Origin of the sequence: Moraxella canis, from assembly GCF_034424565.1 — a bacterium.
Taxonomy (GTDB): domain Bacteria; phylum Pseudomonadota; class Gammaproteobacteria; order Pseudomonadales; family Moraxellaceae; genus Moraxella; species Moraxella canis.
The window spans coordinates 1770470-1787462 of sequence record NZ_CP139961.1 but is presented as its reverse complement, the minus strand read 5'-3'; the positions used below and the strand labels follow the sequence as shown (position 1 = coordinate 1787462).

General features: G+C 45.1%; 17 protein-coding genes. 14 read left to right on the top strand and 3 right to left on the bottom strand.

Annotated features, from left to right (window positions below):
- Nucleotides 1–173 precede the first annotated feature (173 nt).
- From prmA to U0021_RS08130, 5 genes are all read left to right on the top strand, one after another.
- Nucleotides 174–1100, top strand: a complete 927-nt coding sequence (gene prmA, locus U0021_RS08150; protein ID WP_078255148.1) for a 50S ribosomal protein L11 methyltransferase — start codon at nucleotides 174–176, stop codon at nucleotides 1098–1100.
- Between the two features lie 87 nt (nucleotides 1101–1187).
- The gene (locus U0021_RS08145; RefSeq protein WP_114800139.1) at nucleotides 1188–1445 is read left to right on the top strand and encodes a helix-turn-helix domain-containing protein; all 258 of its coding nucleotides are present in this window, start codon (nucleotides 1188–1190) and stop codon (nucleotides 1443–1445) included.
- A gap of 183 nt (nucleotides 1446–1628) precedes the next feature.
- Complete coding sequence (gene purH / locus U0021_RS08140; RefSeq protein WP_114800138.1) at nucleotides 1629–3227, top strand: bifunctional phosphoribosylaminoimidazolecarboxamide formyltransferase/IMP cyclohydrolase; 1599 nt, start codon at nucleotides 1629–1631, stop codon at nucleotides 3225–3227.
- Between the two features lie 280 nt (nucleotides 3228–3507).
- Nucleotides 3508–4311 carry a phenylalanine 4-monooxygenase gene (phhA, locus tag U0021_RS08135; RefSeq protein ID WP_114800137.1) on the top strand — a complete coding sequence of 268 codons (804 nt, stop codon included), beginning with the start codon at nucleotides 3508–3510 and terminating at the stop codon, nucleotides 4309–4311.
- Nucleotides 4312–4320: 9 nt separating this feature from the next.
- Nucleotides 4321–4659: a 4a-hydroxytetrahydrobiopterin dehydratase gene (locus U0021_RS08130; protein WP_114800136.1), complete on the top strand. Its 339-nt coding sequence runs from the start codon at nucleotides 4321–4323 to the stop codon at nucleotides 4657–4659.
- A gap of 71 nt (nucleotides 4660–4730) precedes the next feature.
- On the opposite strand, the gene U0021_RS08125 is transcribed toward U0021_RS08130, so the two are convergent.
- On the bottom strand, nucleotides 4731–6590 hold the full coding sequence (locus U0021_RS08125) for a SurA N-terminal domain-containing protein (RefSeq protein ID WP_114800135.1): 1860 nt from the start codon (nucleotides 6588–6590) through the stop codon (nucleotides 4731–4733).
- Between the two features lie 202 nt (nucleotides 6591–6792).
- On the bottom strand, nucleotides 6793–7065 hold the full coding sequence (locus U0021_RS08120) for an HU family DNA-binding protein (protein WP_078255154.1): 273 nt from the start codon (nucleotides 7063–7065) through the stop codon (nucleotides 6793–6795).
- A gap of 512 nt (nucleotides 7066–7577) precedes the next feature.
- On the opposite strand from U0021_RS08120, the gene U0021_RS08115 reads away from it, so the two are divergent.
- The 9 genes from U0021_RS08115 to U0021_RS08075 all read left to right on the top strand — a co-directional run bounded on the left by U0021_RS08115 (nucleotide 7578) and on the right by U0021_RS08075 (nucleotide 16541).
- Nucleotides 7578–8255, top strand: a complete 678-nt coding sequence (locus U0021_RS08115; protein WP_114800134.1) for a phage tail tape measure protein — start codon at nucleotides 7578–7580, stop codon at nucleotides 8253–8255.
- A gap of 194 nt (nucleotides 8256–8449) precedes the next feature.
- Nucleotides 8450–8956 (top strand): Rrf2 family transcriptional regulator, encoded by a 507-nt coding sequence (locus tag U0021_RS08110; protein WP_114800133.1) that lies wholly within the window; start codon nucleotides 8450–8452, stop codon nucleotides 8954–8956.
- Nucleotides 8953–10176: an IscS subfamily cysteine desulfurase gene (locus tag U0021_RS08105; RefSeq protein WP_114800132.1), complete on the top strand. Its 1224-nt coding sequence runs from the start codon at nucleotides 8953–8955 to the stop codon at nucleotides 10174–10176. The genes U0021_RS08110 and U0021_RS08105 overlap by 4 nt, the downstream gene beginning before the upstream one ends.
- Nucleotides 10177–10296: 120 nt before the next feature.
- Entirely contained in the window at nucleotides 10297–10680 is a 384-nt protein-coding gene (iscU, locus tag U0021_RS08100; RefSeq protein ID WP_049236252.1) for a Fe-S cluster assembly scaffold IscU, read from the top strand.
- Nucleotides 10681–10744: 64 nt separating this feature from the next.
- The gene (gene iscA, locus U0021_RS08095; protein ID WP_049236253.1) at nucleotides 10745–11065 is read left to right on the top strand and encodes an iron-sulfur cluster assembly protein IscA; all 321 of its coding nucleotides are present in this window, start codon (nucleotides 10745–10747) and stop codon (nucleotides 11063–11065) included.
- A 26-nt stretch (nucleotides 11066–11091) separates the two neighbouring features.
- Nucleotides 11092–11616, top strand: coding sequence for a Fe-S protein assembly co-chaperone HscB (hscB, locus tag U0021_RS08090; RefSeq protein WP_114800131.1), 525 nt, complete (start codon nucleotides 11092–11094; stop codon nucleotides 11614–11616).
- 150 nt (nucleotides 11617–11766) lie between these two features.
- Nucleotides 11767–13626: a Fe-S protein assembly chaperone HscA gene (gene hscA, locus U0021_RS08085; protein WP_114800130.1), complete on the top strand. Its 1860-nt coding sequence runs from the start codon at nucleotides 11767–11769 to the stop codon at nucleotides 13624–13626.
- 54 nt (nucleotides 13627–13680) lie between these two features.
- A complete protein-coding gene (fdx, locus tag U0021_RS08080) occupies nucleotides 13681–14019 on the top strand; it encodes an ISC system 2Fe-2S type ferredoxin (RefSeq protein WP_114800129.1) in 339 nt (112 codons plus the stop codon).
- Between the two features lie 200 nt (nucleotides 14020–14219).
- Nucleotides 14220–16541, top strand: a complete 2322-nt coding sequence (locus U0021_RS08075) for a YgiQ family radical SAM protein (protein WP_114800128.1) — start codon at nucleotides 14220–14222, stop codon at nucleotides 16539–16541.
- Between the two features lie 76 nt (nucleotides 16542–16617).
- Here U0021_RS08075 and U0021_RS08070 read toward each other — a convergent pair whose 3' ends face one another.
- Nucleotides 16618–16968 (bottom strand): hypothetical protein, encoded by a 351-nt coding sequence (locus tag U0021_RS08070; RefSeq protein WP_162816796.1) that lies wholly within the window; start codon nucleotides 16966–16968, stop codon nucleotides 16618–16620.
- Nucleotides 16969–16993: the final 25 nt, after the last annotated feature.

The window sequence follows — 16993 nt, the reverse complement described above, 5'->3', positions numbered from 1 at the left end:
TAATTTTGTGACAATTTGACACAATGTGGAAAATTATTAATATCTTAATGTTGCATTATAACTATTTACTTAAGGCGATATTAGGCCCGCCATTTAGCCACAAATTCTTCAAAAAACTTTGCTATAATAAAGCCATTCAGCAAACACATATTTGAATTTTTAGGATGGTTTTAATGTCTTGGCAACAACTTCATCTACAATGCCCACAATCCGCCGTAGAACTTGCCGAAGCCTTATTTTATGAGGCTGGCGCTGTGTCTATTTTACTTGAAGATGCTGGCGATGAGCCTTTATTTGAGCCCATGCCTGGTGAAGAGCCTTTGTGGAGTGATGTGGTCATGACTGCCATCTTTGACACCAACAGCGATGACAGCTGGGTAGGCACCAATTTTGAAAACTTAGCTTCTGAGATCGCAAGTGAAGTCAATGCCACGCGATTTTGGCTGACGCGCTTAGATGATAAAGACTGGACGCGTGAGTGGATGACTTATTATCAGCCCATCAAATGCGCAGGCAATTTATGGATTGTGCCTGAATGGCTTGATGCGCCAGATCCTGATGCCACCAATCTAATCTTAGATCCAGGTTTGGCTTTTGGGACAGGGTATCATGCCACGACGCGGCTTTGCTTGGATTGGCTGTCTGAGCAAGACTTAAAGGATAAATTGGTCATTGATTATGGCTGCGGTTCGGGTATTTTGGGTGTGGCAGCACTACTGTTGGGCGCGCGTCAAGTATTGGCGGTTGATATCGATCCGCAGGCGGTGCTTGCAACTCGCCAAAATGCCGCTTTAAATGGCGTGTCTGAGCGCTTGATGGCATTTTTGCCCGAAGAATTTATAGAATATCGCAGTCAAAACCCACAATTAGCCGATACCATCACCGCCAATATCTTAGCCAAGCCGCTGATCATGTTTGCGCCAACTTTTAATCAATTGCTCAAGCCAGGTGGCTCAATTGTACTGGCAGGCTTGATCCAAAATCAAACCCAAGATGTCATCAATGCTTACGCGCCGTATTTTGACATTGAGGCACCGTTTAATTATCAAGACGCCGAAGATCACCATTGGCACCGCCTAAGCGGTATCAAAAAAGCATGATCCGCCAAAAAAGCATTGAGTAGCGCCATACATTCTCATATTAATGATTTGCCACTGGGTTAAAGCTGCACAAATTAGAGTCTAATTATGACAGATGAGCACAATGACATTGACACCATCCCTTTACATGTTCATGTAGAGCGCGCCGCTGAGCGTTATTTTGAGGCGCTTGGCGACGCTGAGGCGCATAATTTATACGACATTTTTTTGGCAGAATTTGAAAAGCCTTTGTTGATAGCGACCTTGAAACACACTCGCGGCAATCAATCCAAAACCGCCCAAATTCTCGGTCTAAATCGTGGAACTTTGCGCACCAAGCTCAAAGCCTATGGGCTGCTTGAGTAGAGATTATTGACACCCAACACTGTTTTGGGTGTCAATTTTTTGGGGCGTGAAATCTGCAATTACTCTTTATAAATGCTGTAATAAATGGTATCATTTTGTTTTTTATTGTTACGCAAAGCGGCTTGGTATGCCATCTCTGTGGCAATCAAACCAAATTATAATTTTCAATGATGGTGAGTGGTTATGACAAAAAGTTATGCGCTGTTATCTGTATCGGATAAGACGGATATTGTTGAATTTGCCAAAGGTTTGGTAGAAACTGGTTTTGGCATTTTATCAACAGGCGGCACTTTTAAATTATTAAAAGACAATGGCATCGAAGCCATTGAAGTGTCGGCACATACTGGTTTTCCCGAAATGATGGATGGTCGAGTTAAGACGCTGCATCCTAAAATTCATGGTGGTATTTTGGGTCGCCGTGGTACTGACGACGGCATCATGCAAGAGCATGGCATTGATCGCATTGATATTGTCGCGGTTAATTTATATCCTTTTGCAGCGACCGTTGCCAAGCCAGATGTCACCATGTCTGATGCCATTGAAAATATTGACATCGGCGGTCCTGCCATGGTGCGCTCTGCTGCCAAAAACCACGCCCATGTTGGTATCATCACTAGCCCAAATGATTATCAAACGGTCCTAGATGAGCTAAACTCTCATGGCGCACTTAGCCACAGCACGCGTTTTGATTTGGCAGTCAAAGCCTTTGAACACACCGCCGCTTATGATGGTATGATTGCCAGTTGGCTTGGTGCGCGCCTGCCTAAAGATGACAGCGCTGCCCCAAGTGATGATGCGACCGCAACCACCATCTTCCCGCGCACGTTTAATAGTCAATTCACCAAAGCCCAAGATCTAAGATACGGCGAAAACCCGCATCAATCCGCAGCGTTTTATGTTGAAAGCGGCTCAAAAGAAGCATCGGTGGCGACTGCACGCCAGCTACAAGGCAAAGAGCTGTCTTATAATAACATCGCTGATACCGATGCTGCGCTTGAGTGTGTCAAATCATTTGCCAAGCCTGCTTGCGTCATCGTAAAACACGCCAACCCTTGTGGTGTCGCTGTTTCTTTAGATGGTATTTTAGAAGCTTATAATTTGGCTTATGCGACTGACCCTGAGTCTGCGTTCGGCGGTATCATTGCCTTCAACCGTCCGCTTGATGTTGATACAGCGCGCGCCATCGTTGAGCGTCAATTTGTCGAAGTCATCATCGCACCAAGTATCGAAGATGGCGTTTTGGAAGTGACTGGCGCGAAGAAAAATGTACGCGTGCTGGTTTGTGGTGAGCTGCCAAGCATCGACAAGCGCGCTGCCCAGTTTGATTTTAAACGTGTCAATGGCGGTCTGCTTGTCCAAGACCAAGACCTTGGCATGGTGGATAAAGCCGATCTAAAAGTCGTCACCGATCGCGCACCATCCGATGAAGAGCTTGATGATCTGATCTTTGCTTGGAAGGTCGCCAAATATGTCAAATCAAACGCCATTGTCTATGCCAAAAATCGCCAAACCATCGGTGTTGGCGCAGGTCAGATGAGCCGCGTAAACTCTGCACGCATTGCCGCGATCAAGGCCGAGCACGCAGGCTTAATCGTGGAAGGGGCAGTGATGGCATCTGATGCTTTCTTCCCATTCCGTGATGGTATCGACAATGCGGCAGCAGCAGGCATCAAGTGCATCATTCAACCTGGTGGCTCGATGCGCGATGAAGAAGTGATCGCTGCTGCCAATGAGCATGGTATCGCCATGGTCTTTACCGGTATGCGTCACTTCCGCCATTGATTGTATGGTGTTTAATAGTGTAACTTAATAAAAATCCTCAAAAGCGGTGCTAATATTTAGCACCGCTTTTATTTTCATCATTAAAACTATGGGAATTTCCGATAAATTAATTTTATTTTTAAATAAATTTATAATTAATAACAAATAGTTTTATATCATTAAGTCTTGGCAATGATTTTTCATTAGACAGATCCGGTCTTTTTACTTATGATAAAAAAAATAAAAGTGCACAATAATTCACTTAATAATCTATCATATAAAAGTTATGCAAAGGAATGTTATGAGTCAAAACACACGCTATCAGGCTCGTATGCCGGATGAATTTGGTGTCATTCACTACAGTGATGAAGAGCATCGGATTTGGCAAGATTTATTTACCAGACATCAGCACAGCATCCAAAATCGCGCCTGCCAAGATTATCTGGATGGGCTTGATCAATTGTCTTTATGCGCTCAAAAAATCCCTCAGCTCAATGACATTGATCAAGTCCTACAAAAGCACACAGGTTTTGCGACCGCTATAGTGCCTGCTTTGATTTCTTTTGCTAAGTTTTTTGAGCTGTTAGCCGCGCAAAAATTTCCGGTAGCGACCTTCATTCGCTCTCGTGAAGATTTTGATTATATCCAAGAGCCGGATATTTTTCATGAAGTTGTCGGACATTGCCCTTTACTCACCCACCCTGCTTTTGCCAAATTTACCCATACTTATGGAAAACTTGGCAAAAAAGCCGATCAAAAGACGCGTGGTTTTTTGGCGCGCTTATATTGGTTTACGATGGAATTTGGGCTGATGGAAACAAAGCAAGGTCTGCGCATCTACGGCGGCGGTATTCTAAGCTCGCCCAAAGAGACCCTATACGCCTTAAGCGATGCGCCAGAATATCGAGAATTTCGCCTCAATGATGTGCTTCGTACGCCATATCGCATTGATAAGCTGCAGCCCATTTATTATGTCATCAAAAACCCTGATGAGCTTTTTTATTTGGATGAAAATCAGCTACTATCCGCCATCGAAACAGCCAAAATCAATGGCATGTATCCGATGCATCCAAGCTTAATGGACAATGAATCACCCATCACTTAAGGAGAAATGATGTCAACATCACTAAAAAATCAGACCTGCCAAGCCTGTAGTGTCGGCGCGCCGCTCATACAAGCAGAAGCATACCAAAGCTTTCTCGATCAGTTATCAGACTGGCGCATCATCACTGTTGATCATATTGATCGGCTGACCAAAGTATATTCATTTAAAAATTTTAAAAAAGCACTTGATTTTGCCAATCAAGTTGGCGAGATCGCCGAAACCACAGGTCATCACCCTGCTTTACTAGTCGAATGGAGACAGGTGACGGTGACGTGGTGGTCGCACGAAGCAGGCGGCCTACACCAAAATGACTTTATCATGGCGGCAAAAACCGATGCACTATTTTAGAATCGTATAAAGTAAAAGCCCAAAATTTTGGGCTTTGATTGATTCAATACAGCTTAAGCATGAAAGCTTGGTTAAAACTGCTGTGCCTTGAGCGCATCTTGGTTGATAACAAGCTCGCTGCTTTCACGTAAATAATGCACATAGTCCTCTAACTGATCGGCACCGACATTATCGCGGATCACTGCCACAGCACGCAGACGATCAGCGGCTGACAGCTGAGATTCGCTGCTTTGATTCACTGGACCGCCCACAATGACGCTCGCACCCTCTTCGGTTTGTGTCGCCCAAACATCATGACCCTCTGCGCTGCGATTTAGGAACAAACTGGCAAGCTCAAGCGGGCTTAATAAAGGACTCATGCGTGTCACCAAACCAATATTGGCAGCGGTGGTCGTCAAAGCAGCCACACCCGAAGTTTTAGCCTCATCGGCGACTCTTTGGGCATCTGCCATCGCAAGCTCAATGGCTTTTTGTTTGGCTAGCGTTTGTTTGATCTGCGCCTTGGCTTCCTCAAATGTCAATGGGCGCTCTGCTTCAAAATTCGTCGGCTGTACCCAAACATTTTTCTCACCCAAAACAATATTTGGGCTTACGCCTTGATCTTGAATGGTGAAATCATCAAAAGCGGCGGCGATCACTGCCGGCTGCGGCAATGCTGTTGTATTATTGGTTTGTGGGTAGGCGGTGATTTGCTTTACTTCCACACCAGCCTCTTTGGCAATATCAGCCACACCCATGCCATCAGTTGCCATGGTGTTAATCCGAGCCGACAGATCTGCAAATGCTTGATCGCGCTTAAGTTTGGCGGCTCTGTCCATCAAGTGATCGCGCATACTGGCGATATTCGGCGCATTGTCGCTGACTTTAGTCACCTTAAAGATATGATAACCAAATCCTGTTTGGACAGGCTGACTGATCTGACCAACACCCAACCCTGACAAAGCCCGCTCAACCCCAGCGGCATGCTCTCCAAATACCGAAGGATTAAAGCTGCCAATCACGCCACCATTTGAGCCACTTGGGTCATCAGAATGGGCTTTGGCCAACGCCTCAAAAGACTCTCCAGCATCCAGTTTAGCTTGGATTTCAGCAGCGCGCTTTTGAGCATCTGGACCTGTCAATAAAATCTGTGCCAACTCTCGACCGTCTGTCATGCCATTTTCTCGAAGATAGGCGGCGTGCTGTGCACTGATTTCTTGTTCGGTTGGCGTCTCAACATTCAGCACATTTGGATCCAATTCAATGTAGCTTAGATCCACTGTCGCAGGCTTGATCAGCTTATCTTGGTGTTCATCAAAATAAGCTTGGATTTGCGCATCGCTGATTTGTACTTGATCCACATAATCCTGCCAATGATATCGATGCACCCAAACCTCGCGCGCCTCCAATTGTAAATCAATCAATTTTGAGACTTCGCTGTTTGGATAAATTGCGGTGCCAACGATACTGGTAACCAGCTGACGCAAACTCAATCGCAGTCGTTCAATGGCAAATAAAGCATCTTTGGTCAGACCATTTTGCTGGAGATAAGCAGCAAAACGATCATTTGAAAACTGTCCATTATCATGAAAAACTTCATAGCGCTGCAAAATCTGCGTTAGCATCTCATCAGAAACCGTCATGCCCAAATATGACGCCTGATTTTCAAGCAGTGCTTTATCAGTTAATCGCTTTAAGATCAGCTGCTGTAGTGCTTGCTCATTGATCAAACTGGCATCGATGCCCTGCTCAATCAAGGCATTGCGTTCAGCATTAACCTCAGCTTGAAAAGTTGCGACATCCACCACTTGATCGCCCACCTTAATCAGCTCATTGGGCTGGATTGATGGACCGCCAAACGTGCCCACGCCCAAAAAAGCCATCGGTATCAAAGTGCCTACCAAAAGCAGCCGACCTGGCCAGCTTTTTAAGAAGTTGCGCATATTTTCCATAGGTTTGCTATACTCTACAAATCAGTCGGTGTTACAAATAAAATAGTGACAATAAAACTTACATATCATACGCTAATTTATAAGATTTCTCAAAACACTTTTTGTAATCCAACAAGATGGGTTATTTATTTAAAATATCTTTTATGCTTGACATAAAAAAGCCGCCCAAATAGAGCAGCTTTTTTTATCATCACTAAGTCAATCAGTTCACTGATTCTTTTAGACCTTTACCTGCTTTGAAGCTAGGTACTTTGCTGGCTGCGATTTGGATTTCTTCGCCAGTTTTTGGGTTACGGCCTACGCGAGCAGCACGCTCTTTGACGCTGAAAGTCCCAAAGCCAACCAATACAACGTCATCACCACGCTGTAATGCGCCTTGAACGCTTTCAGTAAAAGCACTAACCGCTTTGGCAGCTTGCTCTTTGGTTAGGCCAGCACTTTGTGCAATGCTATCTACCAATTCAGACTTATTCATAAGATATCCTCTTTACAATGAATGAAACTTTTTCAAATGATTCTGCTAAGTTACCAAAGCATCTTTATAACAACGCATTTTAAAAGCATCCCCGAGCTTTTACAAGTGCTAAATACAAAATTTTGCAGAAAAATTGCAAAAATTTTATGGTTTAATACCCAAACCTAACAAAAATTTATAAATCTAAGGCAAAATCATGCAAAGCCATGGCTACCTTTATAACAAGCACAGTAACAATAAGCAAGTAAAATTACATATTTTTATGTAAAAGCTGTAAAAAAATGCTATTTTTATGCCGAAATATACAGTAATATGAACAAAATTTATTGATCACACCAGGCAGTCATTCAGGGTTTGGGTTAGCGGTAACATTTGCAATATTGACACCCACTCCAAGCGTCGGTATCTTAAAGCTTGAAAATCTAGGGCAGCGCATCGGCTTTGATGATATTTTAGGTGTGTTCGACTGGTAATGTGCGATTAAAATTAGAGTTATATTTTAGGAAAATCCAATGACAACTGAGAATTCAACTACAGTAAACACTCATTCTAGTGGAGGCATCGTCTCAAAAAGTCTATTGAGCATTGTATTAATTTTTGTTGAGTCTGCACTGACATTAATGTTACGCTTTGACCCAAAATTACGCCAATTGGCTTATCCGCTTGCCAAGGCAGGTACGGTTGTCTGCATTCGCTCGTATTTACCGCACATCACCATTTATGCCACCTTTGGTTATCGTGGGATTTTATTAGACAGCGAATTACCCGAAGATAAACCTGCAGCTGATGTCACCATCAATGGTTATAGCTTTCAGCTGATCAATGCCTTAATCAATCACAATCCTGATCATGTCGATGCCCTGCAAATTCGTGGCGATGCAGCATTGGTTGAAAATCTAAAAGCACTGATGGTGCGCATGGGCATTGGCGGCGCGATCCATAATGCCTTAGCTAAATTCACAGGGGGCAACAAACAAAAACCCACTCCCGAAGAAAAAGCGGAAAAAATTGCCAATTATCAATTAAAAATCAATGAGCAAGCTGAGCGTATCGATGCATTATCTATGGAAAATAAACGCTTAGCCATACAGTTAGCTGAACAAAAAAGCAAAAATAAATCCACAGTCATTGCCATGATCGTTGCGATCGTTGTAGCGGTGGTGAGTATCGTTGCCCATTTTTTCATTTAACCTGATCGGCTTAGTTTTTGTTATAATATAACAAATTGAGTAAAATCAATCCATTGGATTAAAATATCTGATGGATTTTTTATTGCTTTAATCTTGACCTATTTACTCGGAATTATTATAATACTGCCATTCACCACCCAAATTCTGATGCATGATTGTATGGATCAGAATTAGGCAATTATGGAAGTATTCAAATGCGTTTAACAACTCGTGGACGGTATGCCGTCACTGCCTTATTGGATTTGGCTGTCCAAGAGAGTCGCCATCAAGGCGCAGTGTCTTTATCAGACATTGCCAAACGCCAATCCATCTCCATATCTTATTTAGAGCAGCTGTTTTCGAAGTTGCGCAAAAAAGGGTTGGTTAATAGTACTCGTGGCGCTTCAGGCGGCTACCATCTAGCAAAACCGCTTGAAGATATTGATATTATGAGTATTATTACTGCAGTCGATGAAAGCATCAATGCCACTCAGTGTGGCGGTAAAGGCGACTGTCATGATGGTGCGATGTGCTTAACTCATGATTTATGGCATAATTTATCCAATCATATTGAAACATATCTAAGAAAAGTGACGCTCGCTCAACTCTTAGAAACCAAAAACACTCAAGCCATTGCAGACATTCAGGTGAGTCGTTTGAATGGCTATGAAAAAGACAAATCACAAATCACAACAATTAATTTAATCGGGAATCCAGCATGAGCCAGACTTCATTGATATATTTAGATTATGCCGCTACCACACCTGTCGTTAAGGAAGTGGCAGACAAAATGGTTAAGTACCTTACTTTTGATGGTACTTTTGGTAACCCTGCTTCACGCTCGCACGGTTTTGGTTGGCAAGCAGAAGAAGCGGTTGAAAACGCACGCTTACAAATCGCCGAAACCGTTGGCGCTGACCCAAGAGAGATTGTGTTTACTTCAGGTGCGACCGAGTCGGATAACTTGGCGATCAAAGGCGTGGCACATTTTTATGAAGGTCGTGGCAAGCACATCATCACCAGTAAGATTGAGCATAAAGCAGTGCTAGATACCTGCCGTCAGCTTGAGCAAGAAGGCTTTGAGATCACTTATCTTGAGCCTGAAGCAGGCACAGGCTTGATCCACCCTGAGCAAGTTGAGCAGGCGCTGCGTGATGACACCATTTTGGTGAGTCTGATGGCGGTCAATAATGAGCTTGGTACCATCACCGATATCGCTGGCATTGGCGAGATCACGCGCGCAAAAGGTGTGCTATTCCATGTAGACGCTGCCCAAGCGGTCGGCAAAATCAAGATCAACTTAGGTGAGCTAAAAGTGGATCTGATGAGCTTTAGCGGTCACAAAATCTACGGACCAAAAGGCATCGGCGCTTTGTATGTCGGTCGTAAGCCGCGCGTTCGCATCAAGGCTGAACAGCACGGCGGCGGTCATGAGCGTGGTATGCGCTCAGGTACATTAGCGACTCATCAAATCGTTGGTATGGGAGAGGCGTTTGCTCTGTCTGTACAGCGTTTTGATGAAGACCAGGCGCATATCAAGGCACTGCGTGACAAGCTTTGGAATGGCTTACAAGACATCGAAGAAGTTTACTTAAATGGCTCAATTGAACACGGTGTGCCCAATGTCCTAAATGTCAGCTTTAACTTCGTTGAAGGCGAAAGCTTGATGATGAGCCTTAAAGACTTGGCAGTGTCTTCAGGTTCAGCCTGCACCTCAGCCACCCTTGAGCCTTCGTATGTGCTGCGTGCGATTGGACGCCCTGATGAGCTGGCTCATTCATCGATTCGTTTTAGCTTTGGTCGCTATACGACCGAGGCAGACATTGACTTGGTATTGACCCAAATTCACGAAGCCGTGGATAAGCTGCGCGAATTATCACCGCTTTGGGATATGTTCAAAGAAGGGATTGATCTAAATACCGTAGAATGGCAAGAACACTAAGATAACGGCTGGCTGGGCGGATTAAAGGATAGACGCTCAGCTCATACAAGCTTAATTTCGACATAAAATCCAGCAGACGCAAGGTTTTATGCATGAACCTAACTTTTAAGAGAGAAATTTATGGCATATTCAGACAAAGTCATCGATCATTATGAAAATCCACGTAATGTGGGCAATTTAGATAAAGCCGCTAAGAATGTCGGTACTGGCATGGTAGGCGCGCCTGCGTGTGGCGATGTGATGCGCCTACAAATTCAAGTCAGCGATGACGGCATCATCGAAGACGCGAAATTTAAAACCTATGGCTGCGGCTCTGCGATCGCTTCTAGCTCATTGGTTACTGAATGGCTCAAAGGCAAGACACTGGATCAAGCCGCTGCCATCAAGAATAAAGACATCGCCGAAGAGCTTGCTCTGCCACCTGTCAAGGTGCACTGCTCTGTCTTGGCAGAAGATGCCATCAAGGCAGCCATTGAAGATTATCAAACCAAAGCGCAAGCATAATTTGTTTGATTATATTGAATTTAATTGAGCAAACTTGCCAATTTTGGTTAATTAAGGAGTCACTATGATCAGTTTAACCACACGCGCCGCACAACATGTCAAGGATTTCCTTGAAAATCGTGGCAGCGGCGTGGGCATCCGAGTCGGTGTGCGTACGGCAGGATGTTCTGGTCTTGCTTATGTACTTGAGTTTGTTGATGATCCAAACGGTACCGATGAGCGTTTTGAATCTCAAGGCGTTTCGGTATTCGTTGACCCAAAAAGCTTGGTATATTTAAATGGGCTACAAATGGACTATGTGACAGAAGGTCTCAATTCTGGCTTTAAGTTCACCAATCCCAATCAAACGGGCGAATGCGGCTGCGGCGAGTCATTCACTGTTTGACCGCCAATCTTGATAAGGAGCTTATGATGAGTGAGGCTAATTTTTTTGGTTTATTTGGATTGCCTATCGAATTTGATATTGATAAAAACGCCTTAAAATCCGCATTATTATCACTACAAAAACAGCATCATCCCGATCGCATAGATGCCAATAAGACCAGTACCAGCCAAGCTTCACTCATCAATCACGCTTATCAAATTCTCTTTCATGACGACAGCCGAGCGGCATATATGCTTGAGCTGTCCGATCAGACGGTGGATCTGTCACAATCCATTGATGATTGGGATTTTTTGGATGAGATGATGGACTTGCGCATTCGCTTGGATGCGACAAGCGATAGAGCTGCCTTGGATCAAATCTCAAGCCAAGTTCAGGCACTGAGCAAAGATCAAGCCGCAAGATTTGTACAAAATTATCAAAATCAAGCCTGGGCAGAAGCCATGGATGCGACGCGTAAGCTTCAATTCCTTGGTAAGCTATTGGTTGATGTCGACGCCAAAGTCACCGACTCATTATCTCAAAGTAATGATGACGATGATTTGTATGTATAGTCAGACCGCTTTTATCAAACTTTTGGCATAGCAGGATTTTAAAAGCTTAGTAATTACCGTATAATGCACACATTTTAAGTGACTTTTAGGCTAACGTCCAATCACTTAAGCTCTTATTTTTAGCCATATTAGCCAGTATAAGAATTCATCATGTCTTTATTACAAATCAGCGAACCCAATCAAAGCAAAAACCCCCACCAGCACCGTTATGCCCTTGGCATTGATTTGGGCACAACACATTCTTTGGTGGCGGTCGTGCGCTCAGGTCGCGCCAATGCCCTGCCCTTTGGCGATTCGCCACTGCTACCTTCCGTGGTTTATTATGGCAATAAAAGCAGCGTGCCTGTGGTGGGTAATGCTGCCTTGGCTTATGCTGATGATTTGAAAAACACCATCATCTCCGCCAAGCGCTTTATGGGGCGTGCTAAGTCTGACATTAAATTTTCTCATTCTTATACGCTTGCTGGTAATGACAAGACCATGCCGGCGTTCGTGACCGCTCAAGGTGAAAAATCACCTGTAGAAACTTCAGCGCACATCCTAAAGCACCTAAAAAATCATGCCGCTGCCGCCCTGCCACCCGACAGCATCCAAGGTGCGGTCATCACAGTACCTGCCTATTTTGATGATGCACAGCGTACTGCCACCAAGGATGCCGCCACCGCTGCAGGCTTGACCGTGCTTCGCTTGCTCAATGAACCCACCGCTGCAGCGATTGCTTACGGGATCGATAAAAATACCGCTCAAGGAAACTATCTGGTCTATGACCTTGGTGGTGGGACTTTTGATGTATCACTCCTTCGCTTGTCCGATGGCGTTTTTGAAGTGCTTGCCACAGGCGGCAACTCGGCACTTGGTGGTGATGATATTGACCGTCTAATCGCGAACTGGCTGATCAAAACCGCCAATCTCAATCCAGCGGACATCGATCATTCAGAAAAATCTCGTTTAGCAAAACTTGCCAAAACCTATAAACAAGCTTTAAGTGAGCAAGATAGCGTTTTGATTGAGCTTAATATTGCCAATGTACCAGTATCGGTCAGCTTGGACAATGCCACTTTAAGCCAGATCATCGAGCCTGTGATTCGTCGCACCCTGCAGTCTTGTGAGCAGGTGATGCTAGACGCCAAAGTGGATAAATCCGCCTTAAATGACATCATTTTAGTGGGCGGCTCCACACGCATGCCTGTGATACGAGACGCTGTGGAGGCGCATTTTGGGCGTGTGCCTTTGTGCAGCATCAATCCAGATGAAGTCGTGGCGATCGGAGCTAGTATCGCTGCCGATCAGCTGATCAACCAATCCAAAGATGCCCTGCTATTATTAGATGTCACGCCGCTGTCACTTGGTATTGAGACCATGGGCGGACTGGTGGAAGTGATCATTCCGCGTAACACGCCCATTCCTGTGACTCGCCGCCAAGTTTTTACCACACATCAAGATGGTCAGACGGGTATGATCATCCAAGTGGTGCAAGGTGAGCGTGATACGGTAGCGGATTGCCGAGGATTGGCACGCTTTGAGCTACATGGCATTCCGCCGATGAAGGCAGGCTTGGCGCGCGTTGAGGTAACCTACGCCATCGATGCCAATGGACAATTGACCGTGTCTGCCCGCGAGACCACAACTGATATCGTCAGCCAAATCCAGGTCAGTCCAAGCTACGGTCTGTCTGAAGAGCAACAAGAGCAGCTTTTGCAAGCAGGTTTCATTCATGCCGCTGAAGACAAAGCCGCTCGTATGCTGATCGAAACCAAAGTCGAAGCCGAAAGAGAGCTGCTTGCTCTGCAATCAGCCTTGGCTGAATTTGCCGATCTGCTGAGCGATGAAGACCAAGCCAATTTGCGCCATCACATGCAAGCGACGACAGATGCCCTTACCACTGATGACAAAGCAGTCATTGATCAAGCCATCAAAGCCTTGAAGGTGCATAGCGACCATTTCGCCAGTGTGATCATGGATAAAAATGTCAAAGATGCCCTTGCTGGCACACGCACCAGCGATTGGTAAGTGATCGTTGATTTGATTCATTTTAAAATTTTAATGCATTAATAAGAGAAGCTCATGACCGTTGTAACCATTTTACCGCATCACGAAATCTGCCCAGAAGGCACAACCATTGAAGTTAATCCCGGCGAAAATCTGTGTGAAGCCATGCTTGATCGCGGCATTAAAATTGAACACGCCTGCGACATGTCCAAAGCATGCACCACTTGCCACGTCGTCGTCCGCCAAGGCTTTGATAGCCTAGAGGAGATGGACGATATCGAAGCCGACTTATTAGATCGCGCTTGGGGGCTTGAGCCAGATTCACGCCTATCTTGCCAATGCATCGTTGCTAATGAAGATCTGGTCATCGAAATCCCAAAGTACACTCTAAATCACGCCAAAGAAAACCACTAAGCCATCCATCCATAAAACGCCTGCAAATTGACAGCAGGCGTTTTATTGCATCACAAATGGGCATCAAGTCTATCTTATGATTTGGCGGATGCTTTATTGTCAAATGGTGTATTTTAGTTGATTAAAACCCATAAACTTAAGCATTTGAAATTTATTCATGTTAAAATGAGAAATTTTCAAGTCAAAATTTTGGGTTAGTCATGTCCACCGCCTACAAACACCGTCAAACCGCCAAGAATATTTTAGATTATGACAAATATTGGGCGTCTTGCTTTGAACCTGCGCCATTTTTACCGATGAGCCGAGAAGAAATGGACATGCTCGGCTGGGACAGCTGTGATTTTATTTTGGTGTGCGGTGATGCTTATATTGATCATCCATCGTTTTGTTCAGGCGTGATTGGACGCACCCTTGAAGCCCAAGGCTTTCGCGTCGGCATTATCGCTCAGCCAGACTGGACATCACCAGACGCTTTTCGAGTGCTTGGTAAGCCTAACATTGCCTTTGGGGTCACAGCGGGCAATATGGATTCGATGATCAACCGCTATACCGCCGATCGTAAAATCCGCTCCGATGATGCGTATTCGCCAAATAATGAGCCTAATAAGCGACCTGATCGCGCAGCAACGGTGTATTGTCAGCGTTGCCGCGAGGCTTATTCAGATGTACCGATCATTCTTGGCGGTATTGAGGGCAGTCTAAGACGGATTGCGCATTATGACTATTGGTCAGACAAAGTGCGCCGCTCGGTGCTGATGGATGCTAAGCCTGATCTTTTGGTGTATGGCAACGGTGAGCGCGCTTTGATCGAAATCATACATCGCTTAGCACGGGGCGAATCCATCAAGAACATCGTCGATGTGCGAGGCACAGCGTTTATTTTGAATAAATCCAATCGCCATCTAAAAGCAAATTTTATAGAAATTGCCAGCAATGATGTCGATACCATCGGTCGCGTCGATCCTATCATCAATCCTTATGTGATGACCGAAGATGTCGCCGATTGTGACATCGAAAAACAAAAATCCTCTCAGTACACCAATTTTAATAAAGACATTGTCAAAAATATCATCGTCAAAGCAGGCGATGACCTGCCTGATGACACACAGGTGGTTCAATTACAATCCTCCAAAGCCATCAAGCATAAGCTGCCGCCACGCGAGCTTTCAGTGATTCGTATGCCATCGTTTGAAGAAGTTGCCAACGATCGCGTTCTTTATGCGCATGCCAACCGTATTTTGCATCTTGAGACCAATCCTGGTAACGCCCGAGCGCTTGTACAGCGTCACGGCGATCGCGATGTTTGGCTAAATCCACCTGCACTGCCATTATCCACCGAAGAGCTAGACGCAGTTTTTGATCTGCCTTACGCGCGCCTGCCTCATCCAAGCTACGGTGACGCGCGCTTTCCTGCTTTTGATATGATTAAGTTTTCGGTGAATATCATGCGCGGCTGCTTTGGCGGCTGTACATTTTGCTCAATCACCGAGCACGAAGGACGCATTATCCAAAATCGCTCCGAAGAATCCATCTTAAGAGAAATTGAAACTATCCGTGATACTGCGCCCAATTTTACAGGCATCATCTCTGATCTTGGCGGTCCGACCGCCAATATGTATCGCCTGCACTGTAAGGATCCTGAGATTGAGCGTAATTGCCGCAAGCCATCTTGTGTCTTCCCTGGTGTCTGCCAAAATCTGCACACCGACCATGCGCCGCTCACTCAGCTGTATCGCAAGGCACGCCAACTCCCAGGCGTCAAAAAAATTCTCATCAGCTCAGGTCTGCGCTACGATTTGGCAGTCTTAAGTCCTGAATACGTCAAGGAACTGGTAACGCATCATGTTGGCGGCTATTTGAAGATCGCCCCTGAACACACCGAAGCTGCACCTTTATCCAAAATGATGAAGCCTGGCATTGGCACTTATGATCGCTTTAAGCAGATGTTTGAGCGCTACAGCCGTGAAGCGGGCAAAGAGCAGTATTTGATCCCCTATTTTATCGCAGCCCATCCTGGCACCAGTGACTATGATATGATGAATTTGGCAATTTGGCTGAAGAAAAACGGCTTTCGAGCGGATCAAGTACAAACCTTTTATCCATCGCCCATGGCGACAGCCACAGCGATGTATTATAGCGAGAAAAATCCGTTATCTAAGGTGGCGCGTCACAGCGAAGATGTTGATATTGTCAAAGGTGAAAAGCGCCGCCGCCTACATAAGGCATTTTTGCGCTATCACGATCCCAATAATTGGGAGCTACTTCGCCAAGCCTTAAAAGACATGGGACGCAGTGATTTGATCGGTAATTCCAAACGCCATCTCATCCCGACTTATCAGCCAGCAGGTACTGGCGGCAATTATACGTCGGCGCGTAAGAAAAACTCATCTCAGCAAGGCGATAGCGTCAAAAGACGCACTCAAAAGCCTCAGGCTCATCACACCAATAAACCGTCTGGGCAGCCCAAAAAGGGGCAAGTGCTTAGCCAGCATACAGGTTTGCCCCCACGCCGACATAAATAACATAAAAAATCACTCATCAGGCAACCGATGAGTGATTTTTTATGAATGGTTTTTGACCAAAAAGATATTTTAAAAACTAAGACATATAGCCCATGATGCGCAAGTTTTCTTTGGCGTCATCAGGCAGTTTGTTTAGCATGGCAGCTTTGAGTGCGTCATCCCCCTTTTCTAACACAAGACTGATCAAAGGCAGCACATCAAAGGGTAAGTTTTCGGCAGTCTGTGCAAAATCAACCAAATAACTGGCACCGATCACATCTTGATCAGCCATCACGCGATTATACACCACTTGCCAAGACAACTCACCTGCGCCGCCATGTTGTAATATCAGATGGATGGCTTGCAGTGCAGTGTTGGGCGTCTCACAAATTGTCAAAATCTGCTCAGAAACTTGCTTGATGGCTTGTACTTTTGTTTGATTTGTCATAATTTTCCCCATGTTTGATTAGTTA

Excerpts from the sequence above, each read along its gene's own strand:
- prmA (WP_078255148.1), top strand. The coding sequence starts at position 174 with ATGTCTTGGCAACAACTTCATCTACAATGCCCACAATCCGCCGTAGAA.
- U0021_RS08145 (WP_114800139.1), top strand. The coding sequence starts at position 1,188 with ATGACAGATGAGCACAATGACATTGACACCATCCCTTTACATGTTCAT.
- purH (WP_114800138.1), top strand. The coding sequence starts at position 1,629 with ATGACAAAAAGTTATGCGCTGTTATCTGTATCGGATAAGACGGATATT.
- phhA (WP_114800137.1), top strand. The coding sequence starts at position 3,508 with ATGAGTCAAAACACACGCTATCAGGCTCGTATGCCGGATGAATTTGGT.
- U0021_RS08130 (WP_114800136.1), top strand. The coding sequence starts at position 4,321 with ATGTCAACATCACTAAAAAATCAGACCTGCCAAGCCTGTAGTGTCGGC.
- U0021_RS08125 (WP_114800135.1), bottom strand. The coding sequence starts at position 6,590 with ATGGAAAATATGCGCAACTTCTTAAAAAGCTGGCCAGGTCGGCTGCTT.
- U0021_RS08120 (WP_078255154.1), bottom strand. The coding sequence starts at position 7,065 with ATGAATAAGTCTGAATTGGTAGATAGCATTGCACAAAGTGCTGGCCTA.
- U0021_RS08115 (WP_114800134.1), top strand. The coding sequence starts at position 7,578 with ATGACAACTGAGAATTCAACTACAGTAAACACTCATTCTAGTGGAGGC.
- U0021_RS08110 (WP_114800133.1), top strand. The coding sequence starts at position 8,450 with ATGCGTTTAACAACTCGTGGACGGTATGCCGTCACTGCCTTATTGGAT.
- U0021_RS08105 (WP_114800132.1), top strand. The coding sequence starts at position 8,953 with ATGAGCCAGACTTCATTGATATATTTAGATTATGCCGCTACCACACCT.
- iscU (WP_049236252.1), top strand. The coding sequence starts at position 10,297 with ATGGCATATTCAGACAAAGTCATCGATCATTATGAAAATCCACGTAAT.
- iscA (WP_049236253.1), top strand. The coding sequence starts at position 10,745 with ATGATCAGTTTAACCACACGCGCCGCACAACATGTCAAGGATTTCCTT.
- hscB (WP_114800131.1), top strand. The coding sequence starts at position 11,092 with ATGAGTGAGGCTAATTTTTTTGGTTTATTTGGATTGCCTATCGAATTT.
- hscA (WP_114800130.1), top strand. The coding sequence starts at position 11,767 with ATGTCTTTATTACAAATCAGCGAACCCAATCAAAGCAAAAACCCCCAC.
- fdx (WP_114800129.1), top strand. The coding sequence starts at position 13,681 with ATGACCGTTGTAACCATTTTACCGCATCACGAAATCTGCCCAGAAGGC.
- U0021_RS08075 (WP_114800128.1), top strand. The coding sequence starts at position 14,220 with ATGTCCACCGCCTACAAACACCGTCAAACCGCCAAGAATATTTTAGAT.
- U0021_RS08070 (WP_162816796.1), bottom strand. The coding sequence starts at position 16,968 with ATGACAAATCAAACAAAAGTACAAGCCATCAAGCAAGTTTCTGAGCAG.